We start from the raw sequence: 24,822 nt of genomic DNA on the forward strand, positions 1-24,822 counted from the left end.
AGGCTTTTTTATACGTACTAATTCACAATTGTCTGATTAAGATTTCGCTTTGAAAGTGCCACCCAGTTCTTCCACAAATTTCTCTATCTCCCAGGCATCTTCCAGTTTAAACGCACCGATCCTTGTTCTGCAAAGACTGCTCATATAACCACCTACGCCCAGTGCTGCGCCAAAATCATTGGCCAGTGAGCGAATGTAGGTACCGGTGCTGCATACTACGCGGAAGTGTATTACCGGCAATGCAATGGCTGTAATTTCAAATTCCTTTATCACGATGGTACGCGGTTCTACTTTCACCTCTACGCCTTTTCTTGCCAGTTCATAGATAGGTTTTCCATTTTGTTTAATGGCAGAGTGAATAGGCGGTAACTGCTGTAATTCACCAATGAACTGTCTGGTCGTATCATGTATCAGCTGTTCGGTAATACCGTCCAGTGGTTTAAAATCTGTTGGTTCAGATTCCAGATCGTAAGTGGGCGTAGTGGCGCCTATAGTGAAAGTACCGGTATATTCTTTTTCCTGCGCCTGGTACTCATTGATCTTTTTTGTCATTTTACCTGTACAGCAGATCAGCAGACCCGTTGCCAGCGGATCGAGGGTACCGGCGTGACCAGTCTTGGCTTTTGTCGTGTTCCTTATCTTTCTTACGATATCGAAAGACGTCCATTTCAAAGGCTTGTTGATCAACACCACCTGTCCTTCTTCGTAAATATTTTTTTCAGCAGTCTGATTCATCCCGCAAAGATAATAGAAACACAGGATGCAGCGTTCAACGGGTGAAACAGTGCAAGCGTAGAAAATATGCGCTTTTTCAGTATTTTCACGCAATTTTCATAATATGTCTTTAGTACAACACAGCAACGCGAATGTCAGATACCAGCAACAGGTGGATAATTCCATTCACTATGTGCTGCCTTTTATCGATACTGCCATACCGGTAACACCTGATCTCCGGATAATGGAAATAGGCTGTGGTGAAGGAGGCGTATTGATACCTTTCCTGGAAAGAGGTTGTCATTGTGTGGGGGTGGATCTGTCGGATGACAAGATCGCACTGGCGCATGATTATCTGAAAGAATATGTAGATGCGGGCAACCTGCAGCTGATCAACAAAAATATCTATGATGTTGATTTTCTGGGTGAGTTCAAACATTCTTTTGATCTTATCATTCTGAAAGATGCGATCGAACATATTCCTGACCAGGCGAAGATCATTGGCTATCTCAAGAACCTGCTTACTCCCCGCGGACAGGTATATTTTGGCTTTCCACCCTGGTATATGCCACATGGCGGTCATCAGCAGACCTGCGTAAGCAAGGTACTGAATGTGATGCCTTACATACATCTGCTTCCTAATCCGCTCTACAGAGCGGTTTTACGGGCCTTTGGGGAACCGCCTAATATCATTGCGGAACTGATGGAGATCAAGGAAACCGGTATTTCCATTGAGCGCTTTGAGCGGATCGTAAAACAGCAGGGATATGATATTACGAAGAAACAGTTCTATCTGATCAATCCGATCTACAAATATAAATTCGGTCTGAAGCCAAGACTGCAATGGGGGCCGGTAGCGGCAGTACCGTTTGTAAGGAACTTCTTTACGACCTGTGTTTATTATATGATCAAGGCGCAGTAGTTGCTTTATCAGATCCGGATATAAACAGACATAAAAAAGAAAGAGGCGGTGATGAACCGCCTCTTTCTTTTTTATGTCTGTTTATTGTTCGTTCCAGATTTCCCAGCTGGCTTCCGCCTGCAGGATCAGCATCTCATGCCCATTTTTAATAGTGGCTCCTTTGTCAGCACCATGTTGCAAAAAGGCGGTAACAGCAGGATTATAGATCAGATCATACAGCAGGTGATCTGCTGTCAGCAGGTCATATGGGATAGCAGGCGCTGCTTCCACGTTAGGGTACATACCCAGTGGCGTGGTATTGACGATCAGCGTATGCGATGCCATGGTTGCTGCATCCAGCTGTTCGTAACTGATGGTTTCCGCAGATGCCTGACGGCTGACCAGCTGATACGGTATATGCAGACTTTCGAGTACGTACTGTACAGCTTTTGCTGCACCACCGGTACCCAGTATCAATGCTTTATTATGATGTGGCTTGAGTAAAGGTTCAAGAGACCTCCTGAAACCGATGGCGTCTGTATTGTAACCTATCTTACGGCCATCTTTGAACCGGATGCAGTTCACTGCCCTCATTTTAGCGGCAGCAGGACTTAATTCATCAAGATATGGTATTACGACTTCCTTATAAGGGATGGTCACATTGAGCCCCTGCAGTTCCGGCTGTTGTGTCAGTAAAGCAGGTAAGTCACCGATGGCTGGGATCGGGAAACTATCGTACATACATTCTTTGATGCCTTCGCGTGCAAACTTCTCAGCAAAAAAGCCTTTGGAGAATGAATGACTCAGCGGATATCCAATAAGACCATAGATCTTCATAGGTACCTGATAAAGCTTTATTGATTCAGGAACAGGTGGAAAGTATCTCCTCGCAGACCGATACGCATTGCTTCCAGGGAGATCACTTCATGCGGAGCCAGGTTACCCAGGTTCACATTACAACCGATCAGTTCCAGGAAATACAGCTGCTGTGCTTTCTGCGGAGCTTCCCAGATAATTTTTTCGGATGGGATCTTGGTCAGGATCTCCTGTACCAGTCCTTCACGTACTTCACCCGTACCACGATAGATACCCACGTTACCGCTTTCGCGTGCTTCTGCGATCACATAGGTAGCGCCGGCGCCCAGTTCTGCATTCATCAGTTCGATCCATTTGTAGGGAGGAATGATGTGTTCTGCGTCTTTGGAACCTACTTCGCTTAATACGGTCGCTATTTTAGCCAGTTTCTCGATATAACCGCATTTTTCAGCGTGCGGGATGGTAATAGAGCCGTCGGAAACTTCAATATGTTTGATACCATAATCTTTGATCACATTTACAAAGTCATCAAACTGATTACGGATCAGGAATGCCTCGAATAAAGTTCCACCGAAGTATACGGGGATATTGGCAGATTGGTATAATTCTATTTTCTGGCGCAGGTTAGGAGTAACGAACGACGTTCCAAAACCCAGTTTCAGGATATCTACGTGAGGAGACGCTACCGATAAAAAATTCTTGGCTTCTTCCAAACTTAGCCCTTTATCCATCACCATGGTCAGACCATGGTTACGAGGTTTCTTTGTCCGATCGGGAATTTGTGTCAGATTAAAATTCATTTGAACGTTTTTTTATCGTCATGATTGTTTGTAAATCAAACAACTATACTTCACTGGTTTTCCGGAATAGGGAGCTGCCCATCTTTATTTAACCGGCGCAAAATTAACACATTCCGGTTAAAGACTCTCAAATAAAGGTTTTTATTGGAAATAAAATTTCATATCTCATAACAATCTGTATACCAATATATTAAAACGAAAAATGCGTAATATATGATGCTAAATTACAGCACATAATATTACGCATTTACGGAACGGGTGTTCCGGAGTATACTCAGATTACTTCGTTTTTTTGCTCTTTTTATACCTGGTAATGAGCTCTACAATACCGGGATGCTGGAGTAAGGTCGGGTCAAGTTCTATGAGTTTCCTGACGTGTTTTGCATTCATCTGCAGGGCTGTTTCCAGTTGCAGCATACCTTCTTTCGACTTACCGGTAGCGAATAGGATACCTGCCAGGTAGTACTGCAATACCGGTTTATGACCTACTTTCTGAATGGCTGCATCCAGCTGTATCAGGGCTTCGTCATAGAAACCGGAAATGTAGAGTCCGCGGATAAACTCCTGCCAGGTCGTGATACTGGAAGGACGGATACGTACGGCGGCCAGCAGGTGGATCAGGCCTTCTTTGTTTTTTTCAAGTTCAATATAGCACTGACCGAGGGCGATCAGGTATTCGGCGCTGTTCTTATTGATCTTGATAGCGCTCATAATGGACTTGATGGCGTTTTCCCAGTTCGCCTCAGTCATATAAGCGATGCCGATCTTGTAGTACAGCTTGTCATCGCCCGGACTGAGGTGGGATGCTTTACGGTAGTAATAGCGGGCCTGTGTGTATTTACGCTGGCGTTCGTAACAGTGACCGATTGCCTCATAGATCACATCCTCCGGTTTCGCAATTTCGAGGTGCTTTTTCAGCACATCGATCGCTTCGGCATACTTGCGCAGACGGATGTAGGCATCGCCCATATTACGGTACGCATAATCGAATTTTTCGTCGATAACGATTGCGTACTGATAGGCATCGATAGCCTTTTCGTACAATTTGAGTCCCTGATAAGCGGTACCCAGGTTAAACCAGGCCAGCTGATTGTAAGGATGCTCGTTAATGATATTGGTGTGAAGGCGGATGCTTTCTTCGTTCCTGCCGGTAAATTCGGTCCAGAAACAGATCTTGTGCAGGGCCTCTTCGTTATTGGGAGCGTGTTCAAGTGCCAGTCTGAGGCAGTCGAACACCTTTTCGAACTCTTCGCAGTCATCATACACGTCTGCCAGTTCGAGCAGCAGTTCCGTCTTATCGTCTCCTTCGAAAACAGCTATCTGTTCTTCCAGCAGGGCTGCGGCCTTTTCGTGCTGGTTCATCGCAAGATATACGTCAGTCTGGAGGATGTACAGGTTGATATCTGTACTATCCAATATGGAAGCTTTTTCCAGCAGATCCATGGCCTCCTGGTATTTCTTCGATTCTATAAGTAGATTAGCCTTTTTCAGTAAGAGCGTAGAAGAATAAGGAAACTGCTCTATTGCCATCTCAGCAGCCTGCATGGCATTAGGAAGTTCATCATGCTCATCATAATAGTCTATGATCAGTTCGAAAGAATCCTCGTCGAGAAAGGAGTGAGACGTGCCTGCTTTCAGGTTTTCAAACTGCTGCAACAAGTCTTTTAACTCCTCAAAATCGTCGTTTAAAAATGGAAAGTCTTGATTCATTAATGTAAATATAAGTATTTTTTGAATCGGCAAGCTATGAGCCGCTTTGCGGCTGATTGTTAAAAATATTTAACATTACTTTAGGAATTTTACGTATCTTCGTTAAGGATTTGTTATATAATATATAGAAAAGTTTGTACATTTGTGATACAATGAAACAGAAAACTAACATATTGCAGACCTTTTCATTGTCTTTCTTATTGGCAGGGCTACTGGTAATCAGTGGGTTAACTGCTAAAGCCAACGATAATTTAACCTCCGATAATAAAGACAAGATAAAGAAGAACGAAAACAAAATCTCCCTGGCAGGTCTGTCAGGAAAGACCAACCTGAGCCTTGATGCAGGGTTTCGTTTCAATGGAGCGATGAACTCCAACTTCAAGCTGTCTGATAATAACTCATACAACTTCAAGTCAGTAATGACTATTAAGAAGGGTAACGTAACATATGTATTACCATATGCTACGCAGATTCAGCAGCCTACTACCAACAACTTCCATCAGCTGCACATTGTGCTGCCGTTCAGGAAGAACTAATCACTGTCTACTTTGCATTTGCATAAAAAGAAAAAGGTCCTGTAACATACAGGACCTTTTTCTTTTGTATCATTTCCGGATTGCTCCGTTATTATCAACTTCCCATTTTCAACAGTTCCTCCCTGCTTATCTCCTTATACCCCGTTTTCGGAATATCGAAGAAAGAACCTGGCACTGCATAGATATCAACTTTGGTCGCTATCACGTGCATACGGGAGCCATTTTTGTTGATAATCTCGAATTGCAGGGGCAAACCTTTCAGATTGACAAAGCGGCGGTTATACTGCTTATTTTCCGGCATCAGATCGGGTGTGTAATACACTTCGAAAGTCTGACCATCCGCCATTTTACCAATTGCTTTCTTACAGGTATAACCTGCAATCTGTTTGGTTTCACCGGCATCCTTGAATTGCACCTGAAGATATTCCTTCAGTTCCTTTGCATATTCTTCTTTGCCGGCGCGGATCAGGTACTTATCTCCATGATTGTCGATCAGTGTTACGACTGATTCTTCTCTGCTGTTGATAAGATAGCTGTAGTGCACCATTTTGAAATCGAGGTCCACCCTGCTCAGGTGTCCTTTCATATACTGGGTTAAAGTACCGCCTTCGAATGAGGCATCGGTTTGTGGTGGTGTTTCGATCCGGTAAACAATTTTCGCGTCTGACACCAATCGCTGCGCGAACAGACTACCGGAGAGCAGCACACAACATACAAGTGTTAAAAGAGCTTTTTGCATGACAGTAATAATTTCATCCGCATTATTTTAAAAGCTGAGGCCGGATGTCGCCTCTGCATAACGCTTCCGTTGTACAGGGATAATTATGCGTGGCTTTATAGACTTAAATGAAAAAATCATACCGGATTACCAGACCATCTTTTCCTTTGCCAGGAACGCGTTTATACCTCTCTGGCAATCAGTGTGTTCTCTCGTTTCAGCATTCATCTCAGCAGCGTTCAGCAAGGCATTTTCAATCGGCTGATCAAACACGGAAGTAATCAGTTTTTTGGTCACTTTAAGTGAATTGGCAGAAGCACCGGTACAGAGATCTTCCGCCACGCGTGCTACGTGTGCAGCAATACGGTCAGCAGGCACCACTTCATTCACTAAACCATAATATTCCGCTTTTTCGGCGGTGATCAATCTGCCTGTGAGCAGTAAGTCGCGCGCACGTCCCTCTCCTATTTTCCTGACCAGAAATACGGATACCAGCGCCGGGATAAAGCCGATCTTTACTTCCGTATACCCCATTTTTGCTTCAGGTACAGCATAACTCAGATCGCAGATCGTTACGAGTCCGCAGCCACCTGCAATCGCATGTCCTTCTACCTGGGCAATAACCACTTTATTATGATAATAGATCTGCTGCATGAGCTGCATCAGTTCTTTTGAATCGGCAAGATTTTCTTCTCTGGTATTACGTTGGAGTTGCTGGAGATATTCCAGGTCTGCTCCGGCGCAGAAAGCTTCACCGGCGCCTTTCAGGATAATTACTTTCACTTCGGGATCTGTCTCAGCCTGACTGAAGGCTGTACGTAGTTCTCCGACTGTAGCGCCGTTCAGCGCATTACGTTTTTCAGGACGGTTGAGCGTGATCGTGGCTACACGTCCGCTTACATTATACAGGATATGTTCGAAAACCATTGTTACCGGATTAGCGATTTCAGATCGCGGAATGAATATAACAAGAACTTGTTAAATTCCGCGATCTGAAATGAGCTATTATCCGGAATGCTGCGCTTATCTCGCAACTTCTTCTATTACATGGCCCACGTTACCGTTAGGCATCTGTATATGCAGTTTTGCTGCGATGGTCGGGGAGATATCTGTCATACCCACCGTACGGTTGCTTTTGCCCGGCGTAACACCCCAACCCATCCATACCAGTGGAATATGTGCATCATAAGGATACCATAAACCGTGGGTAGTACCTGTTCTACCGCCATCAATGAATCCCGGTTGCAGCGCAAACTGGATGTCGCCGCTACGTTTTCTGTTAAAGCCATTGGCCATCATCGTACGCATTGGTTCAGGCAAGGTGGTGGTCATCAGTTCCTGTAAAGGAAAGGCATTGGCCACGGCCGGGTCTTTCAGTAAAGCATTGATCAGGAAATCACGTACTTCCAAAGAAGATTTACCCGCTTTGGTGATGGCATCATGATTCAGGTACAGCTGATAGTTGCTGGCGCCCTGAATAGCTTTATCCAGACCAAACTGTTCTTTTGCCAGTCTGTTCAGTTCATTCACTGCTTTTCCTTCACTCCAGCTACCTCCAGGCAGTTTGTTTTCCTGGCTGAAGCCCGGTACATGCGCCACACCATGGTCCGCAGTAATGAAGAACAGATATTGTCCTTTACCTACTTTGGCATCCAGGTATTTGAAGAATTCAGCCAGGTCTTTGTCCAGACGCAGGTAGGTATCTTCAATTTCAATGGAATTAGGGCCAAACTGGTGACCTACATAGTCAGTGGAAGACAGGCTGATGGCCAGCATATCGGTCACACTACCTTTACCCAGCTGGTAATTTTCCAGCGCTTTTTTAGCAAACTCCAGTGTCATGGTATTACCAAATGGCGTAGAGGAGATTGATTTGAAAGGATTACCGGTCGTACCACCCAGATCGTGCGGGAATGCCGGCGCGATACCTGGTTTGAAAGGACCTTCGTAAGGCTTATTATCAGCAGTGCTTAAAGTATAGGTATCGATCGGATACATTGGCGTCCATGGCTGGCTAAGATAACGGGCAGGCCATTTCATACTGTTGAAGTCAGTTGCCCAGTCCGGTAACTGATTCATATAATAGGTGCTGGTGATCCAGTTGCCGGTGCTGCCATCATACCAGTAAGCAGCAGTAGCGCTGTGACCGGCAGGCAGGATAGCGCCACGGTCTTTAATCGCCACGCCTACTACTTTACTCTGGAAGTTGGTTGCCAGACGCAGTTCATCTCCGATGGTAGTCACCTGCATGTTGCGGGGACTCATCTTACCGGCAGCAGACGTACTTCCAACGGTATTCACAGTGGAATCTTCCGCACAGTATACGTCCCTGTTCAGGTCTCTGTTGTACCAGTCATTGCCAACAATACCGTGCACGGCAGGAACAGAACCGGTATATACGCAGGTATGACCACAGGCCGTAATAGTCGGCGTATAGTTAATTAGCGTATTTTCGCAGGAGAATCCATCCTTCAGCAACCGCTTGAACCCACCATCTGTATAGCGGTTGGAATAACGATACAAATAGTCCCATCGCATCTGATCCACCACGATGCCAACCACCAGCTTGGGACGGGTAACATTCTTAGGAGCGGCCGGCTTGCTCCATGCAGTTGCAAAACCGGGTTTGGGAGAGGTAGCTTTCTGAGCATTCAGAGATTGTGTAACGAGCAGGGTTGCCGCGGACAACACACACGACAAGAATTTACGATTCATAATTCTTAAATACATTATTTATTATTCACATTTTCAAAGGTAACCCAAGTTTACAAAAACTAATATTTTAATACCTTTGTGCGGGTTTTCGAATGATCACTCTTAATTATTATTTAACATATGGATATTTTTGAGAAACTGCTTAAGCACATGGGCCCTATAGGCGAACACTCTGACAGAGCCCATGGCTACTTCGCGTTCCCTAAGCTGGAAGGTGAAATTGGTCCCCGCATGAATTTCAGGGGTAAAGAGAAAGTTATATGGAGCCTGAATAACTATCTGGGGCTTGCCAACCATCCCGAGGTACGTGCTACTGACGCAAAAGCAGCAGCCGATTACGGACTTGCCACTCCAATGGGAGCCCGTATGATGAGTGGTAACACCAATTATCACGAAAAGCTGGAAAAAGAATTATCCGACTACATGGGCAAAGAAGACACTACCCTGCTGAACTATGGTTATCAGGGTATTATGAGTGCGATCGATGCTATTTGTAACCGTCACGACGTGATCGTATACGATGCTGAGTGCCACGCAAGTATCCTCGACGGTCTGCGCCTGCACCCAGGTAAACGTTATGTATTCAAACACAATGATATAGCTGACTGTGAAAAACAGCTGCAACGTGCTGAGCAACTGATCAAAGGTACCCCGGGCGGTATCCTGGTGGTTACTGAAGGTGTGTTTGGTATGGCGGGTGATCAGGGTAAACTGAAAGAGATCGTTGGCTTAAAAGAAAGATATCAGTTCCGTCTCCTGGTAGACGATGCACATGGATTTGGTACAATGGGTAAAACCGGTGCCGGTACAGGTGAAGAACAGGGTGTACAGGACCAGATTGACCTGCTGTTCAATACTTTCGCAAAATCTGGTGCTTCTATCGGTGCTTTCATGAGCGGCGACAAAGCGATCATCAACTTCCTGCGCTATAACATGCGTTCCCAGATCTTCGCAAAATCAATTCCTTTACCACTGGTAATCGGACACCTGAAACGCGTAGAACTGATGCGTAAACATCCTGAGATGAAAGCGAAACTCTGGAGTAATGTGAATAAGCTGCAACAGGGTCTGCGTGATCGTGGTTTCAATATCGGCAGAACTAACTCTCCGGTAACACCGATCTACCTGCAGGGTGATATTCCGGAAGCTACAGCAATGTGTCTGGATCTGCGTGAGAACTATAACATTTTCTGTTCTATCGTAGTATATCCGGTTATTCCAAAAGGACAGATCATCTATCGTCTGATCCCGACAGCTGCACACAGCGACGAGGATATCGAGCTGACGCTGAAAGCGTTCACTGAGACGAAAGAGAAACTGGATAAGAAAGTATACGAAGTAGCTGAAATACCGATGGTATAGTCAGTTCTTAATAAAGAAAAAAGCCCGGATCGTATGGTCCGGGCTTTTTTGTTATTAGCTATAGAGAGCAGGATTCATCGATAGCGGCCGGCATACAGCAGGCCTTTCAGGATGAAAGAATAATGGGATAGAGCTCCCAGGTATGGCACAGCGATTCCAAATGAAGGAGATATGTAGGACTACTTATTTCAGTGAGGCGAAAAATCCATTTTCCTGGACATTTTGTTCCCTGTAGTTCATACTTTTTTTAGGAGATGCGTCGTATATGCGTCGTGTATGCGTCGTGTATGAAGCATGTATATAGTATGAAAAGGATTGTTTTGCCTGATGGCAGATTTTGGCCCACATAGATGTTTATACCTATCGCCGCTGATATTCCCTATAATACCCTGCAAGCCTGGTTATATGCTGTCTGATTTGCTGATAATTAATCAAATGGGGCAGATTACGCATACATATACACGTCAGCTACATCAGATCACCCTAATTCATTGATTGTAAAGCCTAAGATGGTCTACTGGTCAGTATTAGCGTTTACACCTATGTCAGAACACAGATGCATAGCGTAAACAATGACGTGCATATAGATACCCCGTATAGGCTCCAATGTTAATTCTTACCCGCTGGGGCTGAATTCTTTACTGCCTTTATACTAATGGCACAACATTTGCGTTATAATGGAAACAGCTGAAAAAGTAAACCCCTCGTTGAATACGAGGGGCTTCACAACAAATCGTTCTTTCTCACTAGGTGTAAGTTTCACTTAGCTTTCATCAGGACATGGTAGAACAATTGGTCTTCATAGAATTAGAAGCCCGTAGGCTCCTGGGATAAATAAACTGGCTTTCATAGGTCTGGATCCTTTCGTCTCCAGGAATGTTAATTGTTCTGAATAATTGGCTTTCATAGGCCGGAATTCTTTTAATTCCGGGGATTGATTCTAATTGGCTTTCATAGGACCGGAATGTGTTAGATTCCGAAGGATAAAATAAATCGATTTCATAGGACCGGAACGTGTTAGGTTCCGAAGGATAAATAACTGGATTTCATAGGCCGGAATGTGTTAGATTCCGCAGGATAAAAATAACTCTTCTGATTTCACAGGCTGGAACTCTTTCAATTCCAGGGATAAAATTGGCATTGGCTCTCATAGGACAGGAATCACTCTCATGATTCCAGGGATAAAATATGTTGGATTTGGTCTTTTTTATCAGACCCGATGTATTCGCATTTCTCTTTATCAAAAGTACTTTAAGCAGTGCGATATAAATTCACACGAACATGGGATTTTGTTAATGACTTGTTAAAAGGATTTAACATTACAATAATACTCGAAGAGGTGTAAAAACCTTATCCGTCGGGAATTTCATAACAGCGTGTATGCTATAAGTGTATGATGGACAGCCTACAAATGTTAAGAGGTACAACATAACACCCATGTGGTATATACGTTGTACCTCTTAATATTTAAGATATTAGCTTTTTACTATAAATGAGACTCAATTGCTATATCATATGGTTGTTTCCAGCTATCTACCGTTCCCCAGTCTTCATTATCTATTATAATATGCTCTCCTTTCACGACACCCAGCTTCTCTGCCTTTACTGAATGTTCTGTCGCGTCAATCACCGCATGCATAACAGCATCGAATTTCTCTTTGTCTTCCGGTCTGATAGTCACGATAGCACGGCTCTGGCTTTCACCAAAGAAGAATGCGTCATTACGGAAGTTGGGATTACTGTGGATATCGAAGCCTAAACCTGAAGCCATGGCGCTTTCCAGCAGAGAGATAAACAGACCGCCTTCACTGATATCATGACAGGACTGCACGATACCGGCTTTATTAAGCTTCGCGATAGCCTGGTGCAGACGATGCTCTTCTTCCAGATGGAAATGCGGAGCAGGGCTGAACTCAATACCAATCAGCTTATGCAGGTATTCTGAACTGCTGATATCATTACGGCTGCGGCCTATTAAATAGATCAGGTGACCTGACTCTTTAAAGTCGAGGGTTATACGATCAGCGATATTATCCAGGATACCCAGCATACCGATGGTTGGCGTCGGGTATACGGCGCCGTCAGGAGACTGGTTATAGAAACTCACATTACCACCGGTAACGGGTGTATTGAACTTACGGCAGGCCTCTCCCATTCCCTTGATCGCATACACGAACTGGTAGTATACTTCCGGGTCGTAAGGATTACCGAAATTCAGGCAGTTGGTAATAGCTACCGGTTCACCGCCGCTACACACGATATTACGGGCAGCTTCTGCTACGGCGATCTGACCGCCTATATGCGGGTCAGCATACACGTAGCGGCTGTTACAGTCTGTCGTTAGTGCCAGGACCTTTTTAGACCCTTTTACCGTAATAATAGCCGCGTCACTAGGTGCATTCGTGCTGGCATTCGCGGTACCTACCATGCTGTCATACTGGTTATAGATCCAGCGTTTGGAAGCAATGTTAGGCAGTTTCACCAGTCTTTCTGCAGCAAAGCGTGCATGCAGGGTGTCTGGTATTTTATGAATATCGAAGGCCTTTACTTTTTCAAAGTAGGTGGGCTCCGTATAGGCACGGTGGTATTGCGGAGCGCCGCCACCCAATACGAGACTATCTGCAGGAAGATCAGCTTCCAGGTGACCGTTCAGATAGAACTTCAGGTGCTTATCGGTCGTTACTTCACCGATCTGCGCACAGTGCAGGTCCCACTTTTCGAATATTTTCAGCACATCGGCTTCACGGCCTTTGTGTATAACAATGAGCATTCTTTCCTGGCTCTCGCTGAGTAGTATTTCCCAGGCTTTCATGTTCTCCTGGCGGGTAGGTACTTTATCCAGCTGGATGGCCATACCATGTCCGCCTTTAGCACTCATTTCAGCGGTAGAGCAGGTGATACCGGCTGCGCCCATATCCTGCATACCAACGAGTGCGCCTGTAGGAATAATTTCAAGACAGGCTTCGAGCAGTTTCTTTTCCTGGAAAGGATCGCCTACCTGTACGGATGGCAGATCTTCTACACTGTCTTCGGTGATGTTAGCGCTGGCGAAGGATGCGCCCCCGATACCATCTTTACCTGTTGCAGAGCCTACGATAAACACCGGATTACCGGCGCCATAGGAAGTAGCGGAAACAGTCTGACCAACTTTTACCACACCAACACTCATGGCATTGACAAGTGGGTTGGTATTGTAACAGTCTTCAAAGTATGTTTCACCGCCGACAGTTGGCACACCGAAAGAATTGCCATAGTGGCCAATTCCATGTACAACGCCTTTCACAAGATGTTGCGTTTTCCTGTCATTGATGTTACCGAAACGAAGAGAATTGAGCGCTGCAATAGGCCGTGCACCCATAGTGAAGATGTCACGGTGAATGCCACCTACTCCTGTAGCTGCGCCCTGGAAGGGCTCTATGGCTGAAGGATGATTGTGGGATTCGATCTTGAATACGCAGGCATAACCATCGCCGATATCTACCAGACCGGCATTTTCCTCGCCGGCTTTCACCAGCAGGCGCTCACCTTCACGGGGCAGTGATTTTAACCATACGATGGAATTCTTATAACTGCAATGTTCACTCCACATGACTGAGTACATGCTCAGTTCTGTAAAATTTGGGGTACGGCCCAATATACCTTTGATACGCTCAAATTCGTCTGCTGTAAGACCTAGCTGCTCAGCAGTTTCGACGGTTGTTTGGGAGAACTTATCTGTAGTTTCTACGTTAGATTGCATGGAACTAATTGTATAAGTGCGAATAGATGAAATGAAGCACAAACGTACTGGTTTTTCCGCCAATTGACAAAGGTTATTGACAACTTGCAGTCATTTGAGACTAAAAGAATTATGCCAGTTTTTCGGCATTTTTTGAAAGGGGGAAACAATCTATAAAATGTCCAACGCGGTCTTCATGCAGGCATGACAAATTATATTTTTTTAAATATATCAGTTTTAAAGCGATCGCTTATTAGTTTTTTAGTCAAAAATCAGAAAAATTAACGATTTTCACCAATAAATGTAATTTTTTAGTTAAAATCCACTAATTTCTTGCTTATGTTATAGCAAGACCGTTCTTTTGTATAAAATTATTTACAGCATGCAATCGTTACGCTTCACCGCACTGGAAGGCCTTTCTGGTGTTGATTTAAAAATCAAGCCCGAACAACTCAACGGTACAAAGATCACCGAAGTGTTCGGCAGCAATGTTTTCGCAGGAAAAGTTGTGCGTGAGAATCTGAGTGATGAGGCTTATAAGAGCTTAATGAACTCTATTAAATCCGGCACCAAGATCGATCGCAAGATGTCTGAGCAGATCGCTTCAGGTCTGAAACAGTGGGCGATGAAAAAAGGTGTTACTCACTATACACACTGGTTCCAGCCGCTGACAGGTACTACTGCTGAAAAACATGATTCATTCTTCACCCTGAAAGGTGATGGTTCCGCTCTGGAAACTTTTGACGGCGACGCGCTGGTACAACAGGAGCCAGATGCTTCCAGCTTCCCTAATGGTGGTCTGCGTGCTACTTTCGAAGCGCGTGGTTACACTGCATGGGACCCATCTTCTCCTCCTTTCATCCTGGAACAGGGTCAAGGTAAAACGCTGTGCATTCCTACTATATTTGTTGCTTACACCGGTGAATCACTGGACTACAAAGCGCCACTGCTGAAAGCTCTTTCTGCTATCGACAAAGCGGCTGTAGACGTATGTAACTATTTTGATAAAAATGTAACCAAGGTTACTGCTACCCTGGGCTGGGAACAGGAATACTTCCTGGTAGATGAAAGTCTGGCAAATGCCCGTCCTGACCTGGTAATGTGTGGCCGTACAGTAGTTGGTCATGCTCCATCCAAAGGACAGCAGCTGGAAGACCACTACTTCGGTTCTATCCCTGAGCGTGCATATGCTTTCATGCGTGATTTCGAAATGGAATCCTACAAACTGGGTATTCCTTTGAGAACACGTCACAATGAGGTGGCTCCTTCCCAGTTCGAGTGTGCTCCTATCTTTGAAGAAGTGAACATCGCAGTTGACCACAACTCCCTGCTGATGGACGTAATGACCAAAGTAGGAAAACGTCACAAACTGAGAGTGTTACTGCATGAGAAACCATTCGCAGGCGTAAACGGTTCAGGTAAACACAACAACTGGAGCCTTGCTACAGATACTGGTGTGAACCTGCTGGCTCCGGGTAAAACTCCGAAGACCAACCTGATGTTCCTGACCTTCTTTGTAAACACTATCAAAGCGGTTCATGACTACGCAGATCTGCTGAGAGCTTCTATCGCTTCTCCAAGCAATGACTTCCGTCTGGGTGCTAACGAGGCGCCTCCGGCGATCATCTCTGTGTTCTCAGGTAAATACCTCTACGACGTACTGCAGGAGGTTAAAACCCGTGTAAATAACAAATTTGACGAGCAGGACGAAGCGATCCTGAAACTGGATCTGCACCGTCACATTCCAGAACTGATGCTGGACAACACTGACCGTAACCGTACCTCTCCTTTTGCCTTTACCGGTAACAAGTTTGAGTTCCGCGCGGTAGGTTCTTCTGCAAACTGTGCTTCTGCGATGACTGTTCTCAACACAATCGTGGCTAAAACACTGGCTACCTTTAAGGTTGAAGTGGACGCCCTGATTGAAAAAGGCGAGAAAAAAGAGATTGCTATTATGCAAACTCTTCGGAAATATATTGTAGATTCGGAGAAAGTTTTATTTGAAGGCGACGGATATAGCGAAGAGTGGGAAAAAGAAGCTGAAAAGAGAGGTCTTGCTAACGTAAAAACCACTCCTAAAGCACTGGATGCATACGTTACCGAAAAATCAACTAAACTGTTCACTGAAGTAGGCATTTACAACGAGAAAGAACTGCATGCCCGTCATGAGATCCTGCTCGAGGACTACGTGAAAAAAGTACAGATCGAAGCCCGTGTTATCGGAGATCTGGCTACCAACACGATCCTGCCTTCTGCGATCACCTACCTGAACACCCTGATTACCAACATCAATGGTCTGAAAGGTATCGGTCTCGGTGACAGCGCTGTTAAAGCACAAACACAGATCGCCTCTAAAATAGCTGAACACATTAACGTTATCAGTGAAAATGTACAGGCTATGATCGAAGCGCGTAAAGTAGCTAATAAAGTTACTGACAGCCGTCAAAAAGCTATAGATTATTGTGATAAAATTAAGCCGTACTTCGATGTTATCCGTTATCACGCGGATAAACTGGAGTTCCTTGTAGATGATAAACAATGGAGCCTCCCTAAGTACAGAGAGCTGCTTTTCTTGCGATAAAACCGTAAGATTGTTTTGGTGTATGATTAGCCCCGGGTATTTACCCGGGGCTTTGTGTTTTTATAAGGATTGCTTACCTTCATTATACTCTTAACCCGATACTCCACCTACCTCCCTGTTTAAGCAATCTGATCTGCTTTATTGATTTCAAAAGGACACGTTTCATTTATTACCCCTAAAAACTCCCTCATGAGAACACGTCTCAATTTTACTTTTCATGCGATGATCGCAGGTGCAATCCTATGTCTGCTTGCTTCCTGTGGAAAAACAGACATCACGCCCGACTGTGGCGCTCAATTTTGCCAGATCCAGTCATTTGAAGGTGACAACTACTGGTGGGAAGGGCATGTTGTCAATAACCTTACCTATAACAAAGCAGGTAACCCGGTATTGCGCACCCGTTCTGACGTAGCCACCGGCAACGAGAATGAATCTTACAGATATGATGCAAAACAAAGACTGACCGATCAGATATTGCATTATTCAGATGGCAGTTATGGCTCAGATTTCAGGGAATGGCATCGGTTTAAATACCATAACAATCAGGACAGGCCTTATATGGACAGTCTTTATAACAACGGTACGATAGGCGACAATCCGATCCCCTATCCATTCCTGGAACCATTGCTCATTGTGATCTATTTTAACTACGATGCCAAAGGGCGGCTGATAGAAGAGAATTCGTTTTTTGAAGATGGCAGCGGCTGGTATAAAAAGAAATACCTGTACAACAGCGCCAACAATCTGGAAAAGCTGGCGGCCAGCTGGGGATCGACAGGCTGGGTGGTGGATACCACTTATTATGGCCCTTATGACAATAAGATCAATTTCCTGCAGACGAATAAAGTATGGCAGTTACTGACCCGTAATTACAGCGAAAACAACACCCAAACCGCTGTTACTTACAATAAGTATGGTCTTCCGCTGCAATTCCCGAATGATCCCAAGGGGAAGGCAGTCTCTTTCCTGGATGCAGATCTAACAGGCATGAAGATCGTTTACAAATGTAAATAGCGGTAGCGCAGATTGTTTAAACAGAAAAGCCGGCATGTCTGAGACGTGCCGGCTTTCTTTATATCGCGCTGGTAGATTAAACCAGTTTGAAAGTTTCTGTGAATTTGGTCGTAAAGTTACCTTTACGGAAGTTCTCATCGCGCATCAGCTGCTGATGGAAAGGAATGGTTGTTTTCACCCCTTCGATCACAAATTCGCTCAGTGCACGCTCCATAGTGTTGATCGCTTCCTCACGGGTCTGTGCAATAGTGATCAGTTTAGCCACCATTGAATCATAGTACGGAGGAATAACGTAACCAGCATAGATGTGTGAATCCACACGTACACCGTGACCACCTGGAATATGCAGGGTAGTGATCTTACCTGGAGATGGACGGAAGTCGTTGTACGGATCTTCCGCATTGATACGACATTCGATTACGTGCATTTCCGGTGTATAGTTCTTACCGGAGATAGGAATACCGGCAGCGATCTTGATCTGTTCTTTGATCAGGTCAAAATTGATTACCTCTTCCGTTACGCCGTGTTCTACCTGGATACGGGTGTTCATCTCCATGAAGTAGAAGTTACGGTGTTTATCCACCAGGAACTCGATCGTACCAACACTTTCGTAATTGATAGCTGATGCTGCTTTGATAGCTGCTTCACCCATCTTCTCACGCAGTTCAGGCGTCATGAAAGGAGAAGGTGATTCTTCTACCAGTTTCTGGTGACGACGCTGAATAGAGCAGTCACGCTCACTGAGGTGACATACTTTACCATATTGGTCACCTGCTACCTGTATTTCAATGTGACGAGGCTCTTCCACGAATTTCTCCATGTAGATACCGTCGTTATTGAAAGAGGCGCGGGCTTCATTTTTAGCCATGTTGTAGGCGTTCTCCAGCTCTTCGTCTTTCCATACCACACGCATACCTTTACCACCACCACCAGCAGTTGCTTTCAGGATGATAGGCAGACCCATTTGTTTGGAGAGTTTCTTCGCTTCTTCCAGACTCTGGAGGAGGCCTTCAGAACCCGGGATTACAGGTACGCCTGCTGCGATCATTGTTTCTTTCGCAGTCATTTTATCACCCATTTTACGGATCATCTCCGGAGTCGGGCCGATAAATTTGATACCGTGTTCACCACAGATCTCTGCAAAGCGTGCGTTTTCTGCGAGGAAACCGTAACCTGGATGGATTGCATCAGCGTTGGTTATTTCTGCTGCCGCCATCAGGTGAGGTATATTCAGATAAGATTCGCTGCTCTGTGGTTTACCTATACACACCGCTTCATCTGCAAACTTTACATGCAGACTATCTTTATCTGCTGTAGAGTAAACAGCCACCGTTTTGATACCCATCTCCTTACAGGTGCGAATGATACGCAGGGCGATCTCTCCACGATTGGCAATCAATATTTTCTTAAACATGTTTTTTCAATAGGTTAAAGAAAAGTAATAAACCTAAAAGGTTGGAAAACTATGAGGCATGGAAATTTCGTTTTCCTTCTCATAATATTCCAACCTTTTAAAGAATTAAATTATGGTTCTACCAAAAACAAAGGCTGATCGTACTCCACAGGGGAAGCGTCGTCTACCAGTACCTTTACTATTTTACCGCTCACTTCACTTTCGATTTCATTGAAGAGTTTCATTGCTTCAATGATACAAACCACTTTACCTGAAGTTACGTCATCGCCGACATTCACGAAAGAAGGCTTGTCTGGACCAGGGCTGCGGTAGAAAGTACCAATCATTGGAGATTTGATGGTCACCAGGTTATCAGCTTTTGCTTCAGCTTTAGGCGCTTCTGGCGCTGCTGTTGCCTGGGCTACAGGTGCGGCCTGCGGTACTGGCTGATAAACCGGAGCTGCTACTGCGGGAACAGCGTAAACCGGCTGTTCGTTATCTTTTTGCTTTATTGTAATCTTAAACTTGTCCTGCTCTATGCTCAGTTCACTGATATTGGACTTATTGACCATTTTTACCAGCTCCTGAATCTGTTTAAAATCCATGTAGACAGTTTTTGGTTTAGTTAATGCTTGTAAGTAGATAATATGGACTAAAACTATTCTTTTACTCTCTCGATGTATTCACCATTCTTGGTGTTTACTCTGATCAGTTCACCTTCGTTTACGAACAGCGGAACGTTTACAGTAGCACCGGTTTCAACGGTAGCAGGTTTCAACGTACGGGTAGCTGTATCACCTTTCAGACCTGGCTCGGAGTAAGTAACTTTTACAACGATCTTATCAGGCAGTTCTACGCTCATTGGTTGTTCAGTTTCGGTGTTGATAGAAACACCTACTTCCTGGCCTTCTTTCAGGAACTGAGGAGCATCGATCATACCTTCCGGTAAAGCGATCTGCTCAAAAGTCTCATTATCCATGAAGTTGTAACCACTGTCATCCTGGTATAAAAACTGGAATGCCTTCTTCTCAACACGCACAGGGTATATAGTGTCGCCTGAGTTCCAGGTGTGTTCAATAGACCTGCTATTGTCAACACCTTTCAGTTTAGCCCATACTTTAGCTGCGGCACGGGCTGTTTTGTTCTGACCAAACTCTACAACAGAATACAAGCTGTTATCCAGCTTTATAATCAATCCTGTTCTGATATCTGCAGTGGTAGCCATAAAAGGATACTAAATTTTATAAAGTTAAAAATACGTTAGGATTGCAAAAGTAAGTCATTCTGACAAAATCCCTCATGGAACTGATTGCTTCCCGATTTGTTTTAGTGTTATACAGAGACCCTCTTCTTACCTATTATTTTTTTTAGGAATGCAAACATAGTGTAAGGAAGGGTAATCTAGTAATTTTTTTATAAAAAAATCGAAAGTATGTCCATACCTGGCACCAAAGGTACCTTCATGGCCCTTATTTAAGTAGAATCGGGGTCCAAAATAAAGGTTATGAGACGCTTAGCCGTGATTTAGGCTATTACAAAATTCGATACCTTTAGTCTGATACAAAACTCAAGCGTTCAAAATTAGACTAACACATGAAGCGTTTTCTGACCATCTTATGCTGCTGCCTGCCTTTTTTAGTACAAGCGCAGAGCAAATCCAAAACAGCAGTCGGACCAACAGACCAGCCACCTTATCTGCAATTTCCGGTAGTGCCCAACTATAAAGTTACCCTGCCAGACGGACATATTATTAATACAAAGGATAGTCTGAAAAAGAACGAAAAGACGCTTGTCTTTGTTTTTAGTGTAGATTGTGACCACTGTAAGCACCTGACCCAGGAAGTATTACAGAACATCGATAAGTTTAAGAAAACACGGATCCTGATGCTGACGCCGTTCCAGCCGGAACAGATGAAACAGTATTATAACAGTTACAACATCAAAAATTACCCGAATATTATAATGGCCAGTGAGCCTACCCGCCAGATCATGTATTTCTACAATCTGCATTACTTCCCCGGACTGTTTGTCTATGACAAAAAACAGAAGTTCGTGAAAGGCTTTGAAGGCACAGTAAAAATGGAAGAATTGATGACATATCTTAATTAATCCATTGCGGGCCTGTTTCAGTGGCCATTGGTTACATTTGTTTTATCCTCATATTCTTCACCTCTTAAATTTTATACAAACGATGAAAGTTACTGTCGTAGGAGCTGGTAATGTAGGCGCAACCTGTGCTAATGTGCTGGCCCACAGAGATTTCTTGCAGGAAGTTGTGTTATTGGATATTAAGGAAGGTACAGCAGAAGGAAAAGCGTTGGATACCTGGCAACAGGCCCCGATTGATTATTACAGCACAAAGGTGACGGGTGTTACTTCTGATTACACGAAAACGGCTAACAGCGATGTAGTAGTGATCACTTCCGGATTACCCCGTAAACCGGGTATGAGCAGGGATGACCTGATTTCTACCAATGCCAATATCGTTAAGTCAGTTACGGAAAATATCAGCAAATACTCTCCAGATGCGGTGATCATTGTTGTGAGCAACCCACTGGATGTAATGACATATTGCGCATACCTTACTGCACAGAAAGACAGCAGCAAGGTATTCGGAATGGCCGGTATCCTGGATACAGCCCGTTACCGCGCATTCCTGGCAGATGAAATCGGCTGCTCCCCTAAAGACATCCAGGCCATCCTGATGGGTGGTCACGGAGATACCATGGTGCCACTCCCACGTTATACGACCGTATCTGGTATACCGGTCACAGAACTCGTTGCTCCGGATAAACTGGAAGCTATTATTCAGCGCACTAAAGTAGGTGGAGGAGAAATCGTAAATCTGCTGGGCACTTCCGCCTGGTACGCACCTGGCGCTGCTGCCGCTCAGATGGTAGAAGCCATTCTGAAAGATGAAAAGAGAATATTTCCCTGCTGCGCATGGCTGACCGGCGAATATGGTCTGAAAGACATCTACCTGGGTGTTCCCGTTGTACTCGGTAAGAACGGTATCGAAAAAATACTGGAGCTTCAGCTGAATGACAGCGAAAAAGAACTGCTGAATACCTCCGCTATACATGTTAAGGAAGTCATGGACGTGCTGGACAACATGAAGGTTGTCGCCTGATAATAATATATTGATCCTAATATAAAAGGCTGACTTTGTATCCAAAAATGCCCGGATACGGGTCAGCCTTTCTTTATACCGCTTTTTGAGTATAAACCCTCTCTTTTCCTCTTCTCTACTGCTATCCCCGGAATAAATACTTTCCGGTCACTAAAAAGTTTCATTACATTCGTTTCAACGGCTATTATACAAAACCTGCTGTTTTGTTTGCCAAATGCATGATTGATTATTCGTATTTTTAACCCGACTACATTCTCACTTATGTCAAACATAGAAAAACTGATCTCGCAGAAAAATTTTACCAGCGAGTATAATAAAGGGTTAATTGGTCTCATCTTCGTCGGCAACTGGATAGTGTCACGTCATCAACAATTCTTCAAGAAGTTTGACATCACCATGCAGCAATACAACATCCTGCGCATACTGCGCGGACAGCATCCCAAGGCAGCTAATATCAATACGTTAAAAGAAAGGATGCTGGATAGGATGAGTGACGTTTCCCGCCTTGTCGAACGTCTCAGAAAAGCCGGATTGGTGGAAAGAAAAAGTAGTGAAGTAGATCGCAGAGCCGTGGATGTACAGATCACCGAAAAGGGATTGGCACTGCTGGAAGTAATGGATCAGGACCTTCCTGATTTAGAAGATTCTCTGAAATTATCGCTTACGGAAGAAGAAGCGGCACAGCTAAACCTACTGCTGGACAAGATTCTCACACGCTATTAACAGCGGTGAACACGGTACTGATTGAGTAGTATTACTCAATCAGTACCGTGTTTTTTTTATATTTTCTCTACGTAATTAAGGTCTTTTCCAAACGTCTCTTCCACCGTGTAAGCGGCTACAATCGCAATCACGATACAGACCACACCCATGATCACTCCACTCTGCAAATAGCTTACATAATGCTGTAAACCTTTGAAACCCATGGTAATCAACAGCAGCATCCCTCTTGCAAAGTTAGGTACCGTCGTAGCTACAGTTGCACGCAGATTAGTGCCAAAACTCTCCGCAGCAATCGTCACAAAGATAGCCCAGAAGCCCACACTAAAGCCTAATACACAACAAACTGTATAGAACAACCATTCCTCTGCGCCGAAAAGATTCAGATAAAGGGCCACACAGGCGGCGGTCAGTCCAAGGAAGATGAGCATAACCTGCCTCCGGCTTTTTAACAACTGACTCAGATAGCCACTGGAAAAGTCACCCAGTACCAGTCCCCCATAACAGAATGCAACTGCATTACCGGGATCGATCGGCGATTTTACCCCCATCTCAATGGCGAACTTATTAGAAAATGCAACGAGAATACCTACTACAAACCAGGTTGGCGTACCAAGCAGGATACATTTCAGGTATTTAACAAAACGCTCTTTGTTATTAAATAATGCGAAGAACTGGCCTCTGCCAGGTGTATTGCTTTCAGCGGTCTGATTGAAGATGTGTGACTCCATCACGCTGATACGCAGGAATAATAACGCCAATCCCAATCCACCACCAATAAAGTAGCAGTAACGCCAGTCGGGCACCAGTTTAGCGATCAGGTTTGCAGCTACTGCACCGGATACGCCGACAGTAGCGACGATCATCGTGCCGTAACCTCTTTTCTCTTTTGGAAGAATTTCGGCTACCAGGGTGATACCCGCACCTAATTCACCCGCAAGTCCCAGTCCGGCAACAAAACGCCAGAACAGGTAACCAGTGGTTCCCGTAACAAAGCCATTGGCAATATTGGCGACAGAATAAAGCAGAATGGACCCGAACAGCACTTTCAAACGACCCTTCTTATCTCCTACGATGCCCCAGAAAATACCGCCAAGCAGTAATCCCAGCATCTGGATATTGATCAGTAAAAGTCCGACGCCGGTGTCAATTTCCGACTGAGGCACGCCAAGGTCTTTCAGACTTGGCACCCGGACGATCGTAAACAGCAAAAGATCATAGATATCCACGAAATAACCCAATGAGGCGACTAAAACAGCCACATTGAAAATCGTTGAGGTGCTCTTACCCGGTTTCATAACAGTGAAATGATTATTAGTCCATCCGCATCATTGGATCAGGATGCAGGTGTTTTGCTTTTTCCAAAGAATAGTTTAATAAGAACAGGTAATGTAGTAATAATAATTAATATAATTACGATCAGCTCCAGATGTTCTTTTAAAGAAGGAAAAGCTTTGTCCAGATAGTGACCAGCCAGCATCATGGAAAACACCCAGCAGAAAGAGCTGATGATGTTGAAGAACATGAAACGTTTCTGTTCCATCTGTACGATACCCGCTACAATCGGAGCGAATGTGCGGATGATAGGCAGGAAGCGGGCCAGGAAGATTGCGCCGCCGCCATATTTCTCATAAAATTCTTTTGCCTGGTAAAGGTGTTTCTTTTTAAAGAAGAAGGTATCCTTTCGATTAAATAGCAGCGGGCCTGATTTCCGGCCAAACCAGAATCCGACATAGTTACCAATAACTCCTGCCAGCGCGATCATCACCATGATCAATACAAAAGGTACATTATAGAAGCTTTCACTAAGCAGGCCAACGTAGATACCAGCTACAAAAAGCAGTGAGTCTCCCGGAAGAAAGAAACCAACAAAGAGGCCGGTTTCCGCGAAAATGATCAGCAGTAATAAATACAATCCACCATGATCAATGATCCACTGGGGGTTAATAAGGTGCTTGAATAACTCTATAAACTGGTCCATATGTTCTTTATAA

21 protein-coding genes are annotated in these 24,822 nt (G+C 44.5%); 8 read left to right on the forward strand and 13 right to left on the reverse strand.

Annotation, left to right across the window (positions count from 1 at the left end; all coding sequences use genetic code 11):
- Nucleotides 1-36: 36 nt before the first annotated feature.
- Nucleotides 37-735, reverse strand: coding sequence for a tRNA pseudouridine(55) synthase TruB (gene truB, locus BMZ72_RS14155; RefSeq protein WP_089809332.1), 699 nt, complete (start codon nt 733-735; stop codon nt 37-39).
- A gap of 103 nt (nt 736-838) precedes the next feature.
- Here truB and BMZ72_RS14160 point away from each other — a divergent pair, with 103 nt between their 5' ends.
- Nucleotides 839-1,636: a class I SAM-dependent methyltransferase gene (locus tag BMZ72_RS14160; protein WP_089809334.1), complete on the forward strand. Its 798-nt coding sequence runs from the start codon at nt 839-841 to the stop codon at nt 1,634-1,636.
- A gap of 81 nt (nt 1,637-1,717) precedes the next feature.
- Here the strand turns inward: BMZ72_RS14160 and BMZ72_RS14165 are convergent, their stop codons facing one another.
- The 3 genes from BMZ72_RS14165 to BMZ72_RS14175 form a co-directional block, all read right to left on the reverse strand.
- A complete protein-coding gene (locus BMZ72_RS14165; protein ID WP_089809336.1) occupies nt 1,718-2,452 on the reverse strand; it encodes a shikimate dehydrogenase family protein in 735 nt (244 codons plus the stop codon).
- A gap of 17 nt (nt 2,453-2,469) precedes the next feature.
- Entirely contained in the window at nt 2,470-3,231 is a 762-nt protein-coding gene (locus tag BMZ72_RS14170) for a phosphosulfolactate synthase (RefSeq protein ID WP_012789342.1), read from the reverse strand.
- Nucleotides 3,232-3,510: 279 nt separating this feature from the next.
- Nucleotides 3,511-4,941, reverse strand: a complete 1,431-nt coding sequence (locus BMZ72_RS14175) for a tetratricopeptide repeat protein (RefSeq protein WP_089809338.1) — start codon at nt 4,939-4,941, stop codon at nt 3,511-3,513.
- A gap of 152 nt (nt 4,942-5,093) precedes the next feature.
- Between BMZ72_RS14175 and BMZ72_RS14180 the strand changes: the two genes are divergently transcribed.
- Entirely contained in the window at nt 5,094-5,477 is a 384-nt protein-coding gene (locus tag BMZ72_RS14180) for a hypothetical protein (RefSeq protein WP_089809340.1), read from the forward strand.
- A gap of 94 nt (nt 5,478-5,571) precedes the next feature.
- Here the strand turns inward: BMZ72_RS14180 and BMZ72_RS14185 are convergent, their stop codons facing one another.
- The 3 genes from BMZ72_RS14185 to pafA form a co-directional block, all read right to left on the reverse strand.
- A complete protein-coding gene (locus BMZ72_RS14185) occupies nt 5,572-6,216 on the reverse strand; it encodes a hypothetical protein (RefSeq protein WP_143087696.1) in 645 nt (214 codons plus the stop codon).
- A gap of 126 nt (nt 6,217-6,342) precedes the next feature.
- Nucleotides 6,343-7,122 carry an enoyl-CoA hydratase/isomerase family protein gene (locus tag BMZ72_RS14190; protein WP_089809344.1) on the reverse strand — a complete coding sequence of 260 codons (780 nt, stop codon included), beginning with the start codon at nt 7,120-7,122 and terminating at the stop codon, nt 6,343-6,345.
- Between the two features lie 96 nt (nt 7,123-7,218).
- On the reverse strand, nt 7,219-8,910 hold the full coding sequence (gene pafA, locus BMZ72_RS14195; RefSeq protein ID WP_255373201.1) for an alkaline phosphatase PafA: 1,692 nt from the start codon (nt 8,908-8,910) through the stop codon (nt 7,219-7,221).
- A 120-nt stretch (nt 8,911-9,030) separates the two neighbouring features.
- Between pafA and BMZ72_RS14200 the strand changes: the two genes are divergently transcribed.
- Nucleotides 9,031-10,272: an aminotransferase class I/II-fold pyridoxal phosphate-dependent enzyme gene (locus BMZ72_RS14200; protein ID WP_089809348.1), complete on the forward strand. Its 1,242-nt coding sequence runs from the start codon at nt 9,031-9,033 to the stop codon at nt 10,270-10,272.
- A gap of 1,486 nt (nt 10,273-11,758) precedes the next feature.
- Here the strand turns inward: BMZ72_RS14200 and purL are convergent.
- Entirely contained in the window at nt 11,759-14,011 is a 2,253-nt protein-coding gene (purL, locus tag BMZ72_RS14205; RefSeq protein ID WP_089809350.1) for a phosphoribosylformylglycinamidine synthase subunit PurL, read from the reverse strand.
- A gap of 361 nt (nt 14,012-14,372) precedes the next feature.
- Between purL and BMZ72_RS14210 the strand changes: the two genes are divergently transcribed.
- Together BMZ72_RS14210 and BMZ72_RS14215 are read left to right on the forward strand one after the other, a co-directional pair.
- Complete coding sequence (locus tag BMZ72_RS14210) at nt 14,373-16,571, forward strand: glutamine synthetase III family protein (protein WP_012789334.1); 2,199 nt, start codon at nt 14,373-14,375, stop codon at nt 16,569-16,571.
- A 189-nt stretch (nt 16,572-16,760) separates the two neighbouring features.
- Nucleotides 16,761-17,585, forward strand: a complete 825-nt coding sequence (locus tag BMZ72_RS14215; protein WP_089809352.1) for a hypothetical protein — start codon at nt 16,761-16,763, stop codon at nt 17,583-17,585.
- Between the two features lie 76 nt (nt 17,586-17,661).
- On the opposite strand, the gene accC is transcribed toward BMZ72_RS14215, so the two are convergent.
- The 3 genes from accC to efp form a co-directional block, all read right to left on the reverse strand.
- Nucleotides 17,662-18,999, reverse strand: coding sequence for an acetyl-CoA carboxylase biotin carboxylase subunit (gene accC / locus BMZ72_RS14220; protein ID WP_012789332.1), 1,338 nt, complete (start codon nt 18,997-18,999; stop codon nt 17,662-17,664).
- A gap of 110 nt (nt 19,000-19,109) precedes the next feature.
- Entirely contained in the window at nt 19,110-19,583 is a 474-nt protein-coding gene (accB, locus tag BMZ72_RS14225) for an acetyl-CoA carboxylase biotin carboxyl carrier protein (RefSeq protein WP_012789331.1), read from the reverse strand.
- Nucleotides 19,584-19,636: 53 nt separating this feature from the next.
- A complete protein-coding gene (efp, locus tag BMZ72_RS14230) occupies nt 19,637-20,203 on the reverse strand; it encodes an elongation factor P (RefSeq protein ID WP_089809354.1) in 567 nt (188 codons plus the stop codon).
- Nucleotides 20,204-20,571: 368 nt separating this feature from the next.
- Here efp and BMZ72_RS14235 point away from each other — a divergent pair, with 368 nt between their 5' ends.
- The 3 genes from BMZ72_RS14235 to BMZ72_RS14250 all read left to right on the forward strand — a co-directional run bounded on the left by BMZ72_RS14235 (nt 20,572) and on the right by BMZ72_RS14250 (nt 22,831).
- Nucleotides 20,572-21,087: a peroxiredoxin family protein gene (locus BMZ72_RS14235; RefSeq protein ID WP_089809356.1), complete on the forward strand. Its 516-nt coding sequence runs from the start codon at nt 20,572-20,574 to the stop codon at nt 21,085-21,087.
- Nucleotides 21,088-21,169: 82 nt separating this feature from the next.
- Nucleotides 21,170-22,108 carry a malate dehydrogenase gene (mdh, locus tag BMZ72_RS14240; protein WP_012789328.1) on the forward strand — a complete coding sequence of 313 codons (939 nt, stop codon included), beginning with the start codon at nt 21,170-21,172 and terminating at the stop codon, nt 22,106-22,108.
- 261 nt (nt 22,109-22,369) lie between these two features.
- Entirely contained in the window at nt 22,370-22,831 is a 462-nt protein-coding gene (locus BMZ72_RS14250; protein WP_089809360.1) for a MarR family winged helix-turn-helix transcriptional regulator, read from the forward strand.
- 56 nt (nt 22,832-22,887) lie between these two features.
- Here BMZ72_RS14250 and BMZ72_RS14255 read toward each other — a convergent pair whose 3' ends face one another.
- Nucleotides 22,888-24,126 (reverse strand): MFS transporter, encoded by a 1,239-nt coding sequence (locus BMZ72_RS14255; RefSeq protein ID WP_089809362.1) that lies wholly within the window; start codon nt 24,124-24,126, stop codon nt 22,888-22,890.
- Nucleotides 24,127-24,164: 38 nt separating this feature from the next.
- A complete protein-coding gene (locus tag BMZ72_RS14260) occupies nt 24,165-24,809 on the reverse strand; it encodes a DedA family protein (RefSeq protein WP_089809363.1) in 645 nt (214 codons plus the stop codon).
- Between the last annotated feature and the right edge of the window lie 13 nt (nt 24,810-24,822).

It is taken from the genome of Chitinophaga sp. YR627, assembly GCF_900114995.1.
Classification (GTDB): Bacteria; Bacteroidota; Bacteroidia; order Chitinophagales; family Chitinophagaceae; genus Chitinophaga.